This is a genomic window from Paenibacillus whitsoniae (genome assembly GCF_003955665.1).
Lineage (GTDB): Bacteria > Bacillota > Bacilli > Paenibacillales > NBRC-103111 > Paenibacillus_E > Paenibacillus_E whitsoniae.
On sequence record NZ_RXHU01000031.1, the window covers coordinates 41932 to 57744 of the forward strand.

Genomic DNA, 15813 nt, shown 5'->3' on the forward strand with positions numbered 1-15813 from the left:
TGAAAACGAGTGAGAGAAATCATGAATGCACACAAACATAGCCAGACGAACGATCTGCTGCTTCGCATGTTTACTTTTTCCTTTTTTATGACCATGGGGATCGTCGTGACGTTTTTCCCTTTATATTTCGACTACAAAGGCTACTCCAAAATTCAGATCGGCCTGCTCTACGCCATCGGCCCGCTGATCGGCATTGCCACGAACTTGCTATGGGGAATTCTGAGCGACCGTTTCCAGACGGTGAAAAAAATTATGGTCATCCTGCTGATCGGCCAGCTCGTCACAGCAGTGCTTGTATTTACGGCAGGCTGGTTTGCACTGCTTTATGTATGTTTGGCGGCGTTTTTCTTCTTTCAGCAGCCCGTCAACTCCTTGAATGACAGCCAGGTGATGCTGAACATCCGGGCCAATGGCAAAAGCTACGCGTCCTTCCGCGCCTGGGGCTCCATCGGGTTCGCCTTCTCCGCCGGCGTGTTCGGCGTTCTGCTGCGCGTATACGGCACCGGACTGACACCGATGCTCTGTTTCATCACGATCTCTTGCTCGCTCATCATCGTACTGCTGCTGAAAGACGTACGCGAAGGCGGCAAAAAGATGGCGTTCAGTGGTATGGTGAACATCATTCGCAACAAAAGGTTCCTTTGGTTCCTCGGTCTGATCGTCATTATGTCTGTCTCCCATCGCTGCAACGACGGGTTTCTTGCCCTTTACATGCGCCAGCTCGGCGCTTCCGATTCGATGATCGGCTACGCTTGGATGGCGTCGGCCTTGAGCGAAATTCCGATCTTCTTCTTCCTGAGCAAGCATGGGCATCGCTTCAAAGAGATTCCGCTGCTCATCTTTGCGGGCGTGATCTATACCATTCGATTTATATTCATGGGCCACATTCACAATCCCAACTGGATTCTGGGCGTTCAACTGCTGCACAGCCTGACGTTCGGCATCTTCCTGTTTACGGCGAACCGCTATTTGAGCCAAATTATTCCGGACGAGTACCGCTCGTCGGGCCAGGCAATTTTCGCGGTAGCCTGGTCCAGCGTCGCCGGACTCATCAGCGGGATGCTCGGCGGGTGGATCTTTGACCTTGCCGGCGGGGCGACGCTTTATACGTTTGCAGCAGTGTTGTCTATCATATCTACACTTGGCTTTATCGCGACCCATGTGTTCCAGATTGACGAGAAACTCGCCGGAACATCACGCTGACCGGGAGCGGACTAGAGACGCATCGTTTAGCAGCCGGAGGGCATTCTACGGGAGAGGCAGTTGTACTCGTTTTCGAAAGCCCCTATAATAAGATATAGTCTTAGGACTTACTAATAATAGTTTAACTAATAGAGCAGCAAAGGCAGGTACACGATTCATGACGTATGAAGATTTTAAAACAGTCGTGCTGGAGCGCCGCAGTGTGCGGAATTTTACCGAGCAGGAAGTGTCCGTGGACGATATTCGCGAGATCATTGACTGCGCGCGGTTTGCGCCAAGCGATACAAACTCCCAGACTTGGAAGTTTATTGCGATCCGAAATACAGAGAAAATTAAACATATTGAACAGCTGACCTGGGACCAGCTTCACTTGCGCGCCGCCGCAGCGGAGGAAAAAGGACTTTCCCGCGAAGCGCGCCTCCTGGTCAAATCGTTCGGCCCGTACGCAACGGCTTTCTCCGACGCGCCGGTGCTGATCGTTTGCTTGGCAACGCCGTATGAGTCCAAGTTCCGCGAGCGGATCTTCGATCCGATTCAGCTGGTGGACGATCACGTCTGGGCGGAAGAAGGCATCAAGAGCTCGTGCCTCGCATCTCAGAATTTGATGCTTGCAGCGCATGCCAGAGGCCTCGCGACGTGCCCGATGACAGGCCCTGTGCTGCTCGCGCAGGATCAAATCCGCGAGTATCTGAACATTCCAACGGAGTTCCAGATCAACATGGTCATTGCCCTTGGGCATCCGAAAGAGCGTCCAGGCAAGCTGGCGCGTAAAGAAATCGACGATATTCTGGACATTATCGACTAAGTGAAAAAGAGTTGCGCGCAAAGTACTTATGTACCTTGCGTGCAACTCTTTTTGCTAGCGGTTCGTTTGCGGTACGGGTGCATCCGCTTTCCCAGGCCAGAATGCCGCCCTGCCCAGCAGAATCGTAATCGACGGTACGAGGAACGGTCTGACGATGAACGTGTCCAGCAGTACGCCGATGGCGCAAATGACGCCGAACTGCACAAGCACCTGAATCGGCAGCGAAGCCAGCACGGCAAACGTGCCTGCGAGAATGAGCCCCGCCGAAGTAATTACCGAGCTTGTCGAGCTGACGCCGAGCCGGACCGCCTCTCTCAGGCCCAAACGGCCGCGCTCCTGCCAGATGCTGGAGATCATGAAGATGTTGTAGTCTTCGCCAAGCGCAACCAAGAAGACGAAGGCGTACAGCGGAATAAGTCCCTGAATGGCTGACGTATCCATGAACTGGTGAAGAATCAGCCATCCCGCACCTAGTGCGGAGAAATAGGACAGAATGACTGTAGCGATCAGATAAATCATGGCGACGATGGATCGCAAATAAACGAGCAGTAGCAGCGCAATCACCCCGATGACGACAGGAATGACGACACGCGTATCGCGTTCAACGACAGTTTTGGTATCATACTGGGTGGCAGTTTCACCGCCAACCCATACTTTGGGAGCAGCAATCCCAGCAGCGGACATCTGTTGTTCCACGATGTTGCGAATGTCCGGAACCCGGTCGATGATGTCAAGATCATACGGATCTTCCTTGAAGATCAGCTCGTAGCTCTTAAAATTTGCATCCTTGGAGCTGTCAACCGCATTGCCGACTGAAGCAACATAAGGCAGTGACGACAAAGCGCTTTTGACGTCGATGGACTTGCCTTCCATGTTCACGATTATTTTCATCGGCGCTAACGAACCTTGCGATACGTGATCCCCAAGCAGCTGAAATCCTTCGCGGGACGGCATGGTGGTTGGAAATGACTCTAGGATGTTGTACGTAAATTTGATCTGCGGCGCAAACGAAGCGAGCGCGAGCAGGATGAGTAGACTGACAACCAGCACACTCCTTGGCTTCTCGGTCACGATCTGCCCAAGTGCTGCGCTAAAACGTCCAACCGCCTTTTGTTCCCGAATCCGCTTACCTTTCTTCCTCTCCTTCTCCGCGCGCATCTCAGGTGTAAGCGGAATGAATGGGAAGAACGATACGCGGCCGATGATGGCGAGCAGCGCCGGGACCAGCGTCAATGAAGCGACTGCCATAATGAAGATCGCCACACTAAACGGAATAGCAAAGCGATGATTTGAACCGTAATGTGCAAAAAGCAAGCCCAAAAGCGATACGATCACGGTTAGTCCGCTCATCCCAATAGCGCCAGTAGAGCCGGCGAACGATGTCCGCAGCGCACCGTATGGATCCTTCTCCTGCAAGAGCGCCTGCCGGTAACGTGCCACAAAAAACAAACAGTAATCCGTACCAGCCCCGAACAACAGCACTGTCATAATGGAAATCGATTGCGCATCGACTGTAATCCAGCCTTGCTTAGCTAGAAAGCCGAGAACAGGTGAAATAATGCCGTAGGCAAATCCAACGCCGATCAATGGAATAATCGCCAGAATGGGTGATCGATATAACAATATTAACAAGATCAAGACGAGTAAAACTGTAGCTAGCATCAAAGCGAAGTCTGCATTTTTGAACAACGCCGTCGCATCGGTCTGAATGCCGACAGGCCCGGTGATACGCGCGTGGAGGCCGCCATCCGTGATCGGGGCAGCAAACGGATCACCCCCAAGCTGTACAGTCGCCACTTCCTGCAGCTTCTTAAGTCCTTCTTGCAGCACCTCGGTCTCCGTGCCTTCCTCGAACGACACCGGCAGCACGAGCAGCTTGCCATCCTGCGAGAGCATGCTTTTCAGCGCCGGGGCCGGCATCTGATGCAGCGGCGGCACGCCTTGCTGCGCCTCAAGCGGCTTCTCGGTAAGCTGCGCGGCGACCTTCTGAATCCCCGCCAAATCCGGATCGGTCAGGCCGTCAGCCCGATACCACACAACGAGCGCCGGCACGCCTTCATTGCTCGGAAAATGCTCATGCATGAGCTCGGTCGCTTGCAGGGACCAACTGTCGTCCGGCAGCTGACGGGCTGCATTGTTTTCCTGTGAATTGACGTTGGGCAGAAAGACGGATAAAATGCCAATAAGTATAACCCACACGGCAAGGGTAACCCACTTGCTTCGTCGCCCTGCGAACAGGGAACCGGCTTTGCTGAATAAAGGTGTCTCATGCATCGCGCGTAATCTCTCCTATACGATGATAATGTCTCGCTTCGCTTTTAATTATATATACTGGATAGTTAATTAATCAAGATGTCATGTAAATTCTTTTTTTCAGGAGTGAGCACCATGAGTCCAAAATCCAAGCCGCTCGGCAGACCGCGTGTCTCCGAAGGCGATACACCGCTGAATCAAAAAATTTTACAAACCGCAATCGGGCTGTATCTTTCCCGCGGGTTTGAAACGGTGTCCATGGACGATATCGCCAAGGAATGCCAAGTTACCAAAGCTTCTGTGTATTATTACTTTCCGTCCAAATCCGATCTATTGACCGCTTCCATGGTGTTATTGATGGACAACGTACGCCGCGCCACCATGCAGCGATTAAGCAAGCCGGCCCCGCTGCGCGAACGCTTGATTGACATTACGGAAGCCCATCTCAAGGCGATCGACTTCGATCTGCACTCTTTCATGCGCAAGATGGAAGCGACGCTGACCGAGGAGCAGATGCAGACGATGCGCAAAGCCGAACAGGGCATTCTCGACGCGCTGGAAGCCGAATTTGACAAATCCGCCGCATCCGGCGAGATCGGGCCTGTGAACGGTCGCATCATTGCACGTGCCTATACGTCACTGCTCATGATGGGCCATGCCCGCGACGCCGATGGCGCCAAAATGTTCCCTCACGAAAGCGAAGCCGCCGTGCAGATTGTCGATATTTTATGGCGCGGCTTGTTTCCCGCGTAGCGCCTTCCCCGTACGCAAGAAGCCTCATCGTTCTTTCCAATGGAAAGGCGGAGAGGCTTTATTTTACAGTTCAGCAACAAAAAAGACAGTCCCGGACGAACCGGAAACTGCCTTATTTGCTTGTGCTATGACACTATTTATAAGTAGGGAGCCCCTTAAATCTTATAATTTAATGACGTTAGCTGCTTGAGGACCACGGTTTCCTTGAGTGATGTCGAACTCAACGGATTGGCCTTCTTCTAATGTTTTGAATCCTTCGCCTTGGATTGCGGAGAAGTGAACGAATACATCGTCGCCGCCATCAACAGAAATGAAACCGTACCCTTTTTCTGCGTTGAACCATTTAACTGTACCTTTCAAGTGAACAACCTCCTAAAAATATCGCCATCTATGACGAATAAGGAAATTATACCATTACCAAGGAGATAAATCAACGAAAATCCCGCTGAGAAAAAGCTGAAAATTGTTGATGTACCAACGTTTTCCACTAGCCAAGCCGCGGTTTCGATATGCTCAAAAATTGATGCGAATTTGGCAAAAACGGTAAGTCGGCTTCTCCTTTTTGCGCAAAAAAGCCATTCCATGCAAGCTCATCAAGCAGGTCCGCTAGGCGGGAATACTCCTCCGTTCGGAAACTGAGCAGCGGATAAATCCGCACTTCACCCCCGGGCTTGCACACCCTGAGCAGTTCCTTCACAGCCGCAAGATGAAATTCGAAATCAAACTGCGCCTCATACAAAAATAAAAAGTGACTGCACAGCACGAAATCAAAACTGCTATGTTCAAAAGGCAGCTCCGGCAGCGCCGCGGCATAATACCGCTCAGCCTGATCACTGCTTTCATAATCCGCTAAAAACCGCTCAAGCGCCGCAATCCTTCCGGCTTTATGGCGCTCAACGGAACCGTAATACGTCCAGTCGTAGACGTCTGTCAGCTTTTCCATTTTGGCTGCGACGACTTCAATCTCCGCTCGGCCGTGGGCCTCAATCTCGGCTGCCGACATCGCGTAAAGCGGATCCGCCGCCTCCGCCAAGATGCCGATTTGCCGGGCATCCGCCGTGAACGACGATGCGCCTCCAGCGACATCAAGCACACGCTTGCCGATCAAATCCTCGGTCTGCAACATGAACATTTTCTCATATTCCGCATACGATCTTGACGTCATAGCGACGCCTGCCTGCTCATAAATACGCTTTGTTTCCATTGCTCATCTCTCCTCATCTCAGCTCTACAGTCTCCGCTTAGCTCGCCTTGCACGTCCCTCCCCTTGCTTCGCTTTAAAGCAACTTGGAAAGGATTAGGAGGATTTTATCACGCGCAGGTGCGGGCCGCAACCCCTTTTTTCCTACTAGCCGTTTGGAAATACGGTCCCGTTTATGGTACGATGTCAAGAAGCGAACCCACTTATAGAAACGAGGAATACCGATGGCGAATCAACCTTTCAAGAAACATACGATCTACAAAAAAGATAAATGGAACATGCTCAACGTCGAAGTACAAGGCTCCAAAATTGTGCTGACCGAAATTTCCGACCAATGGGGCGAAGAATGCCATACCTTCATCGGCCGACCGGCCATGATGCATTGGGCAAACGAACGATTTGCTCCGGACAAATTCGATGGCACTGAAGAGGAACGTCAAGCGATTCTGGATAACTTGAAGGCACTCTAATCCGATTCCAAAAGTTTATGTCAGCAAAACGAACATTGTATTGACTTTATTATCAATTCATGCTTATAATGAATCATAATTTCATAGCACCACTCCAAAGGGGAGTAGCTGGTACAATAAAGTCGTCAATTCGGATCCTCATCAGGTCCCGGCTTTATTGGCAACGATATCGTTGTTAGCAAGACCTTTGCCAATTTCAAGAAAATTGGTGAAGGTCTTTTTTGATGGAAATGAGCCTTCACCGTGCTAGTATCGCGGGTAGGCTCATTTTTTTATCAAAACTTTCGTAAGGAGCGTGTTTCACATGGATATTTTGTCCACAAGTTTTCTCTTCTCACTACTCAGCATTATTCTGATCGATCTGGTTCTCGCAGGGGATAACGCGATTGTCATCGGAATGGCCGCGCGCAATTTGAAAAAAGAGACGCAAAAGAAAGTCATTCTCTGGGGCACGGTCGGTGCGATTGCCATTCGTGCTGCGGCTACGGTTCTCGTGGTCGGCCTGTTAAAAATCCCCGGTTTGCTGCTTGCCGGCGGCATCCTGCTCCTCTGGATTTCGTATAAGCTTCTCACCGAAAAGAAAAATCACGATAACGTCGGCGCGAAAGACAGCATGTGGGCCGCGATCCGCACCATTATTATCGCAGATGCTGTGATGGGCATGGACAACGTCATTGCGGTCGCCGGCGCTGCTCACGGCAGCTTCCTGCTCGTTATTCTCGGCCTCCTCGTCAGCGTACCGATCGTCGTCTGGGGCAGCACCTTATTCATTGCTTGGATTGAAAAGTATCCTTGGATTATTTATATCGGTGCAGGTGTACTGGTACTTACCGCAGGCAAAATGATTACAGGCGACAGCGTGACGCATGCGCTCTTTGCAGGCAATGCCATCGCAAAATGGACGTTCATCGGCCTTCTGATCGTGCTTGTCCTTGCCGCAGGCAACTGGTCGAAAATGATCGGCTATCAAGTGAAAGTAGGCAACAGCGGAGAATTGACGCTCCCGAAGGAGCTCAGTGAGGAAGCGCAAATTGCGGAGGAAGACCGCTACACCGTCAAAATGGATGCGCGCGGCAATTACGTGCTCGTCAAGGAAGACGCCGACGACGCTCCGAACGATACCATGCAGCATGCCGGATAAAAAGGGTTTTCACCTTTCTACAGCGAAAAAGAGTAGCATGCGCCGCTAGACTGGCGTCATAATCTAGTGTAGAAGGATGATTGGCATGGCCGATTCCGGCTCGATTCTTACGTTTGTGATCGTTTCTTTTTGTCTCGCGATCATTCTGATTATGAAAAAGGATACGCTGCCTCCGCAGATGAAGCGTTACCTGGCCCTGCTCGCCATTGTTATGGTAGCCGTGTCCTTCTTCCTGATCCTGTTCAGCTTCTTCCGATTGGGAACATGAATAGACTTCCTTCCAGCTTTTTCATATAATATTCATAATTGAAAAGCAGAACGGTCATACTATGGTGAAAACCATGCTAGGGGAGTTGTGGAAGCGCAGGGCTTCCGCCCCAGCTCCCCCATGGGCATATGCCGGGAGCGTGACCGTATTGCGATTACTCTATGTAACTGCCGCCATGGGCCTGCTGCTCAGCTCAGTGCCCGCAGCGGATTTACACGCAAAGGATAGCAGCTTACCCCCATCTCAATCGACGAACAGGAGGGCTCCGATGACTCAACTATTGGAACGCAAGCAAGTACCGGCCGAGCATAAGTGGAAACTGGAGGATCTGTATGCCGACCAGAAGGCCTGGGATCAAGAATTTCAAAGCGTGAAAGATTCGCTCGGCAAGATCAGCGCCTTCCAGGGCAAGCTGACGGATGCTGCCGCTGTGAAGCAAATTTTCCAGCTTGAAGATGAAATTTCTCTTAAGACAGAGCGACTTTATGTGTATTCCAACATGAAACATCATGAAGATACAGCCGAGCCTACCTATCAAGCGCTTTCGGATAAAGCGAAGAAAATTTCGGTTGAAGTCGGCGAAGCGCTTTCGTTCGTATCTCCGGAAATTTTGAGTTTGTCGGAAGAGAAACTTCAGCAGTTGGTGAATGATCCCTCCCTTGCTTTTTACAAAAAGACACTGGAAGAAATGATCCGCCAAAAGCCGCATACACTTTCGAAAGATCAAGAAGCGCTGCTTGCGCAAGCCGGCAACATGGCCGGTGCACCGAGCACCATTTTCGGCATGCTGAACAATGCGGATTTGAAATTTCCGAAAATAAAAAACGAAAAAGGCGAGGAAGTCGAGCTGACGCACGGCAGCTACATTCAGTTCCTCGAGAGCCGCGACCCGGAAGTGCGCAAGAACGCTTTTCACGCGGTATACCAGACGTATCGCAACAATAAAAACACGATCGGCGCAACGCTTGCCGCGAACATCAATAAAAATATTTTCTATGCCAAGGCCCGTCATTATCCATCTGTGCTCGAATCTACACTCTTCGGCGATAACATCAAAAAAGAAGTGTACACGAACCTGATCGGCACGATTCATGACGCTCTGCCACAGCTCCAGCGCTATCTGAAGCTGCGCAAAAAGCTGCTGAAGGTTGACGAGCTGCACATGTACGACCTGTTTGCTCCGCTGGTGGAAGAGTTCAAAATGGACATTACCTACGCCCAGGCCAAGGAAGAAGTCATCAAGAGCTTAGCGCCGCTTGGCGAGAACTACTTGAAGATTTTGAAGGAAGGCTTTGACAACCACTGGATCGACGTATATGAAAATAAAAACAAACGCAACGGCGCGTACAGCTGGGGCGCTTACGGCACGCATCCGTACGTCTTGCTGAACCACAAGGACAATCTGAACAGCATGTTCACGCTGACGCACGAGATGGGCCATGCGATTCACTCGTATCTGTCCGACGAGAATCAGGAGTACCGCTATGCGCAGTACACGATTTTTCTCGCGGAAGTGGCCTCCACACTGAACGAAGCGCTGCTGATGGATTATTTGCTCAAACGCGTAACGGATCCGAAGGAAAAACTGTATCTGCTTACCTACTATGCGGATCAGTTCCGTACGACGGTGTTCCGTCAAACGATGTTTGCCGAATTCGAAATGATTACGCACGAGAAAACGGAGCAAGGCGAGTCCTTGACGCCGCAGGATTTCAGCGATATCTACTACGGCCTGAACAAACTGTACCATGGCAACGACATGGTCGTTGATCAGGACATCGAGATGGAATGGGCTCGCATTCCTCACTTCTACAACAGCTTCTATGTGTATAAATATGCGACCGGCTTCTCGGCGGCTACAAGCTTCGCGAAGCAAATTCTTGATGAAGGCGCGCCGGCGGTCGAGCGATACCTGAGCTTCCTCAAGAGCGGCGGCAGCGACTACTCGCTTAATATCTTGAAGAAGGCAGGCGTCGATATGTCCACGCCGGAGCCGATCAAGCAAGCGATGAGCGTATTCAGCTCGCTGCTCGATCAAATGGAAGAACTGACGAAGTAAGAAAGTTCGAGGAAAGGTTGAAGGCGGATGCTTTCAACCTTTTTTTCTAAAAATGAGTATTTAAAAAACTACCTCTAAAGAGAGGAACGATTGCGATGAAAATTCAGGGTATGCTTATTGCCGGTTTAATCTTTGCACTTATAACAGCCGTCTTCGCGGTCATTAACGTTGAGCCCGTAAAGGTGAATTTCTTGTTTGCCGAGACGTCGACGCCGCTTATTCTCGTCATTCTGACCTCCACGCTGCTTGGCGGCCTGATGGTGGGCATGTTCGGCATCGTGCGCGGATACAAATTGCAGCGGAAAGTCAAGCTGCTCGAGAAGCAGCTGCTGGAAGCGCAAAAGCCCGTCACCGCTGCGGCCGAGCCTGCTGTAACACAGACAGAAGCCGTTCAAACAGAAACGGGCGCGTAGCCTCTCATAAAAGGAAACTAAAGCCTAGACAGATAAACCCTCCAACCAGCGATGAAAGTGCGTTTACCGCATCGTTGCTCATGAACCGAAGACCGCGGATCTGGCGGGCTTTTTGTCCGCAGTGCACCGGCTTTTCCACCGTTTTCCCGCAGTGCTCGCACCGATACATGACTTGCGCCGTTGCCCCCAGTACAGAATCGATGAGCGCGCCAAGCAGCCCGGATGCAGCCCCAAGCAAGCTATAGGCCATCCAGCCGCGGGCGAATTGATCCGCATCCCCCCACTCCCCCAGTCCGCCGCCGACTAAACCGATGAACGCTCCTCCAAGCAAAGATGCTGCCAAGCCGAGCTTGGTAATCCCGCCGGAAGTTCCTGGCGCTACTCGCTTGCCGGTCAGAATAAACCTCGGCTCCCCCTTGCTCAAGCCTCCGATTTCGGTCGCCCAAGTATCGCTGTTCACCGTCGCCATCACGCCAAGGAACAGAAACCACCATAGTTCGCTAGCCCATACGGCGTTCGCTATGCAGGCAAGAAGGCCAAGCCCTCCGTTAGCCGCCACCTGTCCCCAGTCCCGCCTGCTGCCTTTGGCGTAACCTTGCTCCGCCTCCTCTTTGCGCTTCGCTTTTAGTTTCGAGAGCATGCTCGAGGAAACGAAGAAAGCGATCAGCGTACCGAACCACGCGGCACTGGCCAGCCCGTACATAGCGGTGCCGAGAACGACAGCTGCGAGCGCGCCCGAAAGGGAGAGCGATTTTTTCCAATAAGCGGCGGCGGCAATACAGCTGCTGCCAGCAAGCCCAATCAGCCACTCCAACTGCGCTTTCCTCCTTTTGTAAAAACAGACCATTCTCACTGCCTCTATTGTAGCATAGACCGCCATCATTCTATTAGCCCACAAGAAACATAGGCATTTCGACTCATTTCGCCAATTTCTCACGCCAAATTTCCCCATTCTGTGGTATCATAAGAGGGATGAACGATAGGAGGCTGCCATGGAGCTAGATCAACCCCAAGCACATTCCACTCCCAAGCGGGATCTGGAACCAGAGGAAATGCTGCGCATTATTTTTGAATATGCAGCCAAAATCGCCAACGAACGAACGTTGGAGAACGTGCTGATGCTCATGGCGGACATGGGGCGTGCAATGATCGTATCTGATCGCTGTACGGTCTGGCTGCTCGATAAGCACAAGGATGAGCTGTGGTCGAAAGTCGCTCACGGACTGGACGAAATCCGGATTCCGAGCTCCGCAGGACTTGTGGGCTATTCGGTGATGAACGATCGGGCTGTTTTTATTGACGATGCCTATACGAATGAAGAATATAAATCTTTTTTGGAACATGGCGCGCTGCGCACGGATCAGCAAACCGGCTACCGAACCCAGGCTTTGATGGTGATCCCGTTCAAAAATAGCGAAGGCGAAATCATGGGCGCCTATCAGGCGATTAATAAATTGACGGCGAGCGGACAATTTTCGGCGAAGGATATGGAGTACTTGACGCTTGCCGCGTCCTACGCAGGAAAATCGCTTGAATCCGCTTTGCTCACAAATGAAATTGAAGAAACGCAGAAGGAAATTATTTTCCGCATGGGGGAAATCGGCGAAAGCCGGTCCAAAGAAACCGGCAACCACGTCAAGCGGGTTGCAGAGTACTCCTACCTGATCGCGCTCGGACTTGGCCTTGGGCAGGAGGAAGCCGATCTGCTCAAAATGGCGTCGCCGATGCACGACATCGGCAAAGTGGCCATTCCGGACGCCGTGCTGAACAAGCCCGGCAAGCTGACGGACGAGGAGTTCAAGCTGATGCAGAATCATACCGTGATCGGTTACAATCTGCTCAAGAACTCTTCCAGGCGGATTTTGAAAACAGCTGCACTCGTTGCTTATGAGCACCATGAGAAATGGAACGGCCGTGGTTATCCACGCGGGATCAGCGGCGAGGACATTCACATCTATGGCCGCATCACGGCGATTGCGGACGTGTTCGATGCGCTCGGCAGCGAGCGGGTTTACAAGAAAGCGTGGGAGCTGGATCGCATTCTCCAATTGTTCCAAGAGGAGCGAGGGCAGCATTTCGATCCCGCGGTTGTGGACGTCTTTTTCGAGCAGCTGCCGGCGCTACTTCGTGCAAGAGAAGAGTACGCCGACGTGTGAGGCGTGGGAAGTAAAACCTAGCGAGGGATCGCTAGGTTTTTTGGTGTGCCGCTGCATGGAGCTTATTCACATGAAAGCAGCCCGATTTCACTAGATTTCAATGAAATAGGCACGTTGGCGCAGGTTAAAATCCAAATTCCCCGTCTTTCGAGGCAATGAGCTCTGTGGCAACCGTTACGCTATCGTGAGTTGGCCGCTAGGGTTGTCCCCGCCGGTACCACTCGTTGATCAGCTAAATTTAGCGGAACTACACGCCGCAAAATGCATAAATCCGCTGATTTACTAAAAATAGCGTTGTTTCGTTCCCTTTTTCAGATCGCACAACGAGAGAGCTCCTTGATAACAAAAAAATCCCCTCCAAAGGTATCGATAACCCTTGGAGAAGATTCTTTTGCCTACATCGTAACGGTGAATGCGCCGAATGACTCCTCGCCGAACAACAGCTCAAGGCGGTCGCCGCTTTGCACCGGCCCTACCCCTTCCGGCGTGCCGGTATAAATGATGTCGCTTGGCCCCAGCCCATAATGCTTCGCGATATAATCTATGATTGTCTGCAGATCGAAAATCATGTTGCCGATATTGCCGTCTTGTACAACCGTGTCATTCAAGCGAAGCTGGAAGTTGCGCTCCGCCAGCTTGGCCGCGCCTGGGAACGGACGCCAGTCACTAAGCGGTGCGGAGTTCAGGAAACCCTTGGCCGGCAGCCACGGCTGACCTTTCTTTTTTATCACACTCTGTACGTCGCGCAGTGTAAAATCAATGCCGAGTGCATAGCTGTCCACCAGCGCATCCACACTCGCTCCGGCTTCATAAGGCTTCGCGATATGTAAAACAAGCTCCGTCTCATAGTGAATCTCGCCCTGCCCGCTTGGCAGCGCCAGCGATTCGCCGTTCATCGGCGCCAAGGCATGCGTCGGCTTGGTGAAAATCATCGGCTGATCCGGCACGTCGTTGCCCAGTTCTGCCGCATGCGCGCGATAGTTGCGCCCTACACAGTAAATATTGCGAATGGTTGCTGTCATATTGTGTGATCTCCTTTAGGCTATTTCAGGCTGACAAACCCGTTCCCGTCGACTTTGGCGCCAATCGAAATTTGACTAAGCCGTGCAAACAATTTGGCTCCATCCTCCGGGCCCATCGGGGTCGGGAGCGCATATGTCGTTAGAATCGGCGCTACGTGCAGATTGCAGCCGCCCGCTTTCGAACAGGAAGCCTCCAAAATGGCAGAATCCCATGTCTTCTGGTTTTCATTTGTCGTAAAAACAAAATTGCCGAGGCTGTACGCGATCCACTTGCCTTTGTACTGCTCGAAGCCTTGCAGCACGTGCGGATGCCCGCCTACAATAAGATCGGCGCCAGCATCAATGTAGCGATGAGCGAGTTCCTTCTGGTACTTGTCCGGCGAATCCTCCCGTTCGATGCCCCAATGCGCAATGACGACGACGAGATCGGCGTTCGCTTTCGCTTTTTGAATCGCCTCCACCGGGATACGGTAATCATACGTTTCGGCGACGCCGGGATGATTTTTGCCCGCTTTCCAAGACGTATTCGGCACTACGCGGCTAAATCCCAGAAAAGCAATCCGAACACCCTGCTTCTCCACGATAACCGGCTGGTAAGCTTCTGCGGCATCCTTGCCGGCACCGACGCGTCGTATTCCCGTTTCATCAAGCGAAGCCATCGTATCCAAAAAAGCTGCCTCGCCGTAATCCATAACATGATTATTCGCCAGATTGACCAGATCAATGCCCGCGTTTTTCAGAGCCGTCAAGGCTTCCGGCGCAGAACGGTACGAGTATTCTTTATCTTGCGGCGTTCCTCGGGTCGAAATCGGCGTTTCCAGATTGGCAATCGTATAATCGGGTTTTGTCAAATCTTCTTTCACATTGGTAAAAGGATAGTCGTATCCTTTTTGCTTCACAATATCCTCAACTTTGGAGGCGAACATGACATCCCCCACGAAAGATAGCTTGACCTGACCGTCAGCGCCGCTTTCACTCGGGACTGTGCCCGTTGTTGCAGAAGGCGTTACGGCCGCCAGAGGCGGATTCGTTCCGATCGGCGTCGAGCTTGAGCTTGGACTCGGCTCGCTGCTGGCTGCCGGCGTGCTCGTACCTGAACCGGTCGGCAGAGGAGAAGCACTTGTAATCGGCGATGCCGCAGACTCGCTGTCTTCCACGGAGTTTCCTTTCGAAGTTAAATAGGAAGCCCCTATGCCAACAGCGAAACAAAGCACGGCGGCAACGGTCAGCCCGCCTAACGTACGCCAAGGCAGCTGCTTGCCGGTTGTGCGATTCTTTTTTGGTTTAGTGTGACGATCTCGTCTGGATTCCAATGGTCAACCTTCCCCTTTCCCCCTACAAATTATAACAGAACTCGACTTTGTTGGGTAATAGTCAGCATGTCACATTTTCAGCCGGCCGTCTGTATGGTATAACAGAAACATCACGTGGACACGGGAACCGAAGACAGGAAGGATTAGACCTTTGGAAAAAATCGCGATCATTTCAGATATTCACGGCAATCTGCCGGCACTGGAAGCTGTGCTTGCCGACATAAAACAAAGAGGTGTCTCCCGCATTGTCTGTTTAGGCGATCTTGTCGGCAAAGGTCCCGATTCGGCCGCCGTCGTCGATCTGCTGCAGACCATGTGCGAGACCGTTGTGCAGGGCAATTGGGATCTCGGCATTACGCTGCCTCAGGATAAGCCGGCCGGTCAGTGGCAGCAGAAGCAATTGGGGGCAGAGCGGCTGCGCTATTTGCAAGAGCTGCCGTTTTCGGTGGATTTTAGTTTGAGCGGCAAGCGATTTCGCCTCTTTCACGCCTCCGCCGTCAGCGTTTACCACCGCGTTAAGCGCAAATCGCCTAAGAAGGACAGGCTTGCGATGTTCCTTAATACGGAGATGACCGGGGATGGCCCGCTGCCGGATATCGTCGGTTATGGCGACATACATATCCCGTACTTACTGACGATGAAGAATCCGTCCGAAGCGCAGGCGCCCGCCAAGTCTCACGAGGGGCTGATGCTGTTCAATGTCGGCAGCGTCGGAGTGCCTTATGACGGCATACCGCAAGCTTCTTACTGCATTGT

At 52.0% G+C, this 15813-nt stretch carries 16 protein-coding genes; 10 read left to right on the forward strand and 6 right to left on the reverse strand.

Annotated features, from left to right (window positions below; all coding sequences use genetic code 11):
• Nucleotides 1–21 precede the first annotated feature (21 nt).
• Together EJQ19_RS11830 and EJQ19_RS11835 are read left to right on the forward strand one after the other, a co-directional pair.
• Entirely contained in the window at nt 22–1203 is a 1182-nt protein-coding gene (locus tag EJQ19_RS11830; RefSeq protein WP_126141428.1) for an MFS transporter, read from the forward strand.
• A gap of 157 nt (nt 1204–1360) precedes the next feature.
• A complete protein-coding gene (locus EJQ19_RS11835) occupies nt 1361–2008 on the forward strand; it encodes a nitroreductase family protein (RefSeq protein ID WP_126141429.1) in 648 nt (215 codons plus the stop codon).
• Nucleotides 2009–2062: 54 nt separating this feature from the next.
• Here EJQ19_RS11835 and EJQ19_RS11840 read toward each other — a convergent pair whose 3' ends face one another.
• A complete protein-coding gene (locus EJQ19_RS11840) occupies nt 2063–4282 on the reverse strand; it encodes an MMPL family transporter (RefSeq protein ID WP_126141430.1) in 2220 nt (739 codons plus the stop codon).
• Between the two features lie 114 nt (nt 4283–4396).
• On the opposite strand from EJQ19_RS11840, the gene EJQ19_RS11845 reads away from it, so the two are divergent.
• Nucleotides 4397–5014, forward strand: a complete 618-nt coding sequence (locus EJQ19_RS11845; protein WP_164716488.1) for a TetR/AcrR family transcriptional regulator — start codon at nt 4397–4399, stop codon at nt 5012–5014.
• Nucleotides 5015–5176: 162 nt separating this feature from the next.
• Here the strand turns inward: EJQ19_RS11845 and EJQ19_RS11850 are convergent, their stop codons facing one another.
• Together EJQ19_RS11850 and EJQ19_RS11855 are read right to left on the reverse strand one after the other, a co-directional pair.
• Complete coding sequence (locus EJQ19_RS11850; RefSeq protein WP_126141432.1) at nt 5177–5374, reverse strand: cold shock domain-containing protein; 198 nt, start codon at nt 5372–5374, stop codon at nt 5177–5179.
• 127 nt (nt 5375–5501) lie between these two features.
• Entirely contained in the window at nt 5502–6218 is a 717-nt protein-coding gene (locus EJQ19_RS11855; RefSeq protein WP_126141433.1) for a methyltransferase domain-containing protein, read from the reverse strand.
• A 221-nt stretch (nt 6219–6439) separates the two neighbouring features.
• Here EJQ19_RS11855 and EJQ19_RS11860 point away from each other — a divergent pair, with 221 nt between their 5' ends.
• The 5 genes from EJQ19_RS11860 (at nt 6440) to EJQ19_RS11880 (ending at nt 10566) form a co-directional block, all read left to right on the forward strand.
• Nucleotides 6440–6685, forward strand: a complete 246-nt coding sequence (locus EJQ19_RS11860; protein WP_126141434.1) for a hypothetical protein — start codon at nt 6440–6442, stop codon at nt 6683–6685.
• Between the two features lie 304 nt (nt 6686–6989).
• Nucleotides 6990–7826, forward strand: coding sequence for a TerC family protein (locus EJQ19_RS11865; RefSeq protein ID WP_126141435.1), 837 nt, complete (start codon nt 6990–6992; stop codon nt 7824–7826).
• Nucleotides 7827–7911: 85 nt separating this feature from the next.
• Nucleotides 7912–8094 (forward strand): hypothetical protein, encoded by a 183-nt coding sequence (locus tag EJQ19_RS11870; protein WP_126141436.1) that lies wholly within the window; start codon nt 7912–7914, stop codon nt 8092–8094.
• 268 nt (nt 8095–8362) lie between these two features.
• On the forward strand, nt 8363–10153 hold the full coding sequence (gene pepF, locus EJQ19_RS11875) for an oligoendopeptidase F (protein ID WP_206438407.1): 1791 nt from the start codon (nt 8363–8365) through the stop codon (nt 10151–10153).
• 95 nt (nt 10154–10248) lie between these two features.
• Nucleotides 10249–10566, forward strand: coding sequence for a LapA family protein (locus EJQ19_RS11880; RefSeq protein ID WP_126141438.1), 318 nt, complete (start codon nt 10249–10251; stop codon nt 10564–10566).
• Between the two features lie 4 nt (nt 10567–10570).
• On the opposite strand, the gene EJQ19_RS11885 is transcribed toward EJQ19_RS11880, so the two are convergent.
• Entirely contained in the window at nt 10571–11380 is an 810-nt protein-coding gene (locus tag EJQ19_RS11885) for a DUF92 domain-containing protein (RefSeq protein ID WP_241242858.1), read from the reverse strand.
• Between the two features lie 178 nt (nt 11381–11558).
• On the opposite strand from EJQ19_RS11885, the gene EJQ19_RS11890 reads away from it, so the two are divergent.
• A complete protein-coding gene (locus EJQ19_RS11890) occupies nt 11559–12722 on the forward strand; it encodes an HD domain-containing phosphohydrolase (RefSeq protein ID WP_126141440.1) in 1164 nt (387 codons plus the stop codon).
• Nucleotides 12723–13117: 395 nt separating this feature from the next.
• On the opposite strand, the gene EJQ19_RS11895 is transcribed toward EJQ19_RS11890, so the two are convergent.
• Together EJQ19_RS11895 and EJQ19_RS11900 are read right to left on the reverse strand one after the other, a co-directional pair.
• Nucleotides 13118–13744: a fumarylacetoacetate hydrolase family protein gene (locus tag EJQ19_RS11895; protein WP_126141441.1), complete on the reverse strand. Its 627-nt coding sequence runs from the start codon at nt 13742–13744 to the stop codon at nt 13118–13120.
• 20 nt (nt 13745–13764) lie between these two features.
• Complete coding sequence (locus EJQ19_RS11900; RefSeq protein WP_241242859.1) at nt 13765–15057, reverse strand: CapA family protein; 1293 nt, start codon at nt 15055–15057, stop codon at nt 13765–13767.
• Nucleotides 15058–15208: 151 nt separating this feature from the next.
• On the opposite strand from EJQ19_RS11900, the gene EJQ19_RS11905 reads away from it, so the two are divergent.
• On the forward strand, nt 15209–15813 hold a 605-nt coding region (locus tag EJQ19_RS11905), incomplete at its 3' end, for a metallophosphoesterase family protein (RefSeq protein ID WP_164716490.1).

Excerpts from the sequence above, each read along its gene's own strand:
- EJQ19_RS11830 (WP_126141428.1), top strand. The coding sequence starts at position 22 with ATGAATGCACACAAACATAGCCAGACGAACGATCTGCTGCTTCGCATG.
- EJQ19_RS11835 (WP_126141429.1), top strand. The coding sequence starts at position 1,361 with ATGACGTATGAAGATTTTAAAACAGTCGTGCTGGAGCGCCGCAGTGTG.
- EJQ19_RS11840 (WP_126141430.1), bottom strand. The coding sequence starts at position 4,282 with ATGCATGAGACACCTTTATTCAGCAAAGCCGGTTCCCTGTTCGCAGGG.
- EJQ19_RS11845 (WP_164716488.1), top strand. The coding sequence starts at position 4,397 with ATGAGTCCAAAATCCAAGCCGCTCGGCAGACCGCGTGTCTCCGAAGGC.
- EJQ19_RS11855 (WP_126141433.1), bottom strand. The coding sequence starts at position 6,218 with ATGGAAACAAAGCGTATTTATGAGCAGGCAGGCGTCGCTATGACGTCA.
- EJQ19_RS11860 (WP_126141434.1), top strand. The coding sequence starts at position 6,440 with ATGGCGAATCAACCTTTCAAGAAACATACGATCTACAAAAAAGATAAA.
- EJQ19_RS11865 (WP_126141435.1), top strand. The coding sequence starts at position 6,990 with ATGGATATTTTGTCCACAAGTTTTCTCTTCTCACTACTCAGCATTATT.
- EJQ19_RS11870 (WP_126141436.1), top strand. The coding sequence starts at position 7,912 with ATGGCCGATTCCGGCTCGATTCTTACGTTTGTGATCGTTTCTTTTTGT.
- pepF (WP_206438407.1), top strand. The coding sequence starts at position 8,363 with ATGACTCAACTATTGGAACGCAAGCAAGTACCGGCCGAGCATAAGTGG.
- EJQ19_RS11880 (WP_126141438.1), top strand. The coding sequence starts at position 10,249 with ATGAAAATTCAGGGTATGCTTATTGCCGGTTTAATCTTTGCACTTATA.
- EJQ19_RS11890 (WP_126141440.1), top strand. The coding sequence starts at position 11,559 with ATGGAGCTAGATCAACCCCAAGCACATTCCACTCCCAAGCGGGATCTG.
- EJQ19_RS11895 (WP_126141441.1), bottom strand. The coding sequence starts at position 13,744 with ATGACAGCAACCATTCGCAATATTTACTGTGTAGGGCGCAACTATCGC.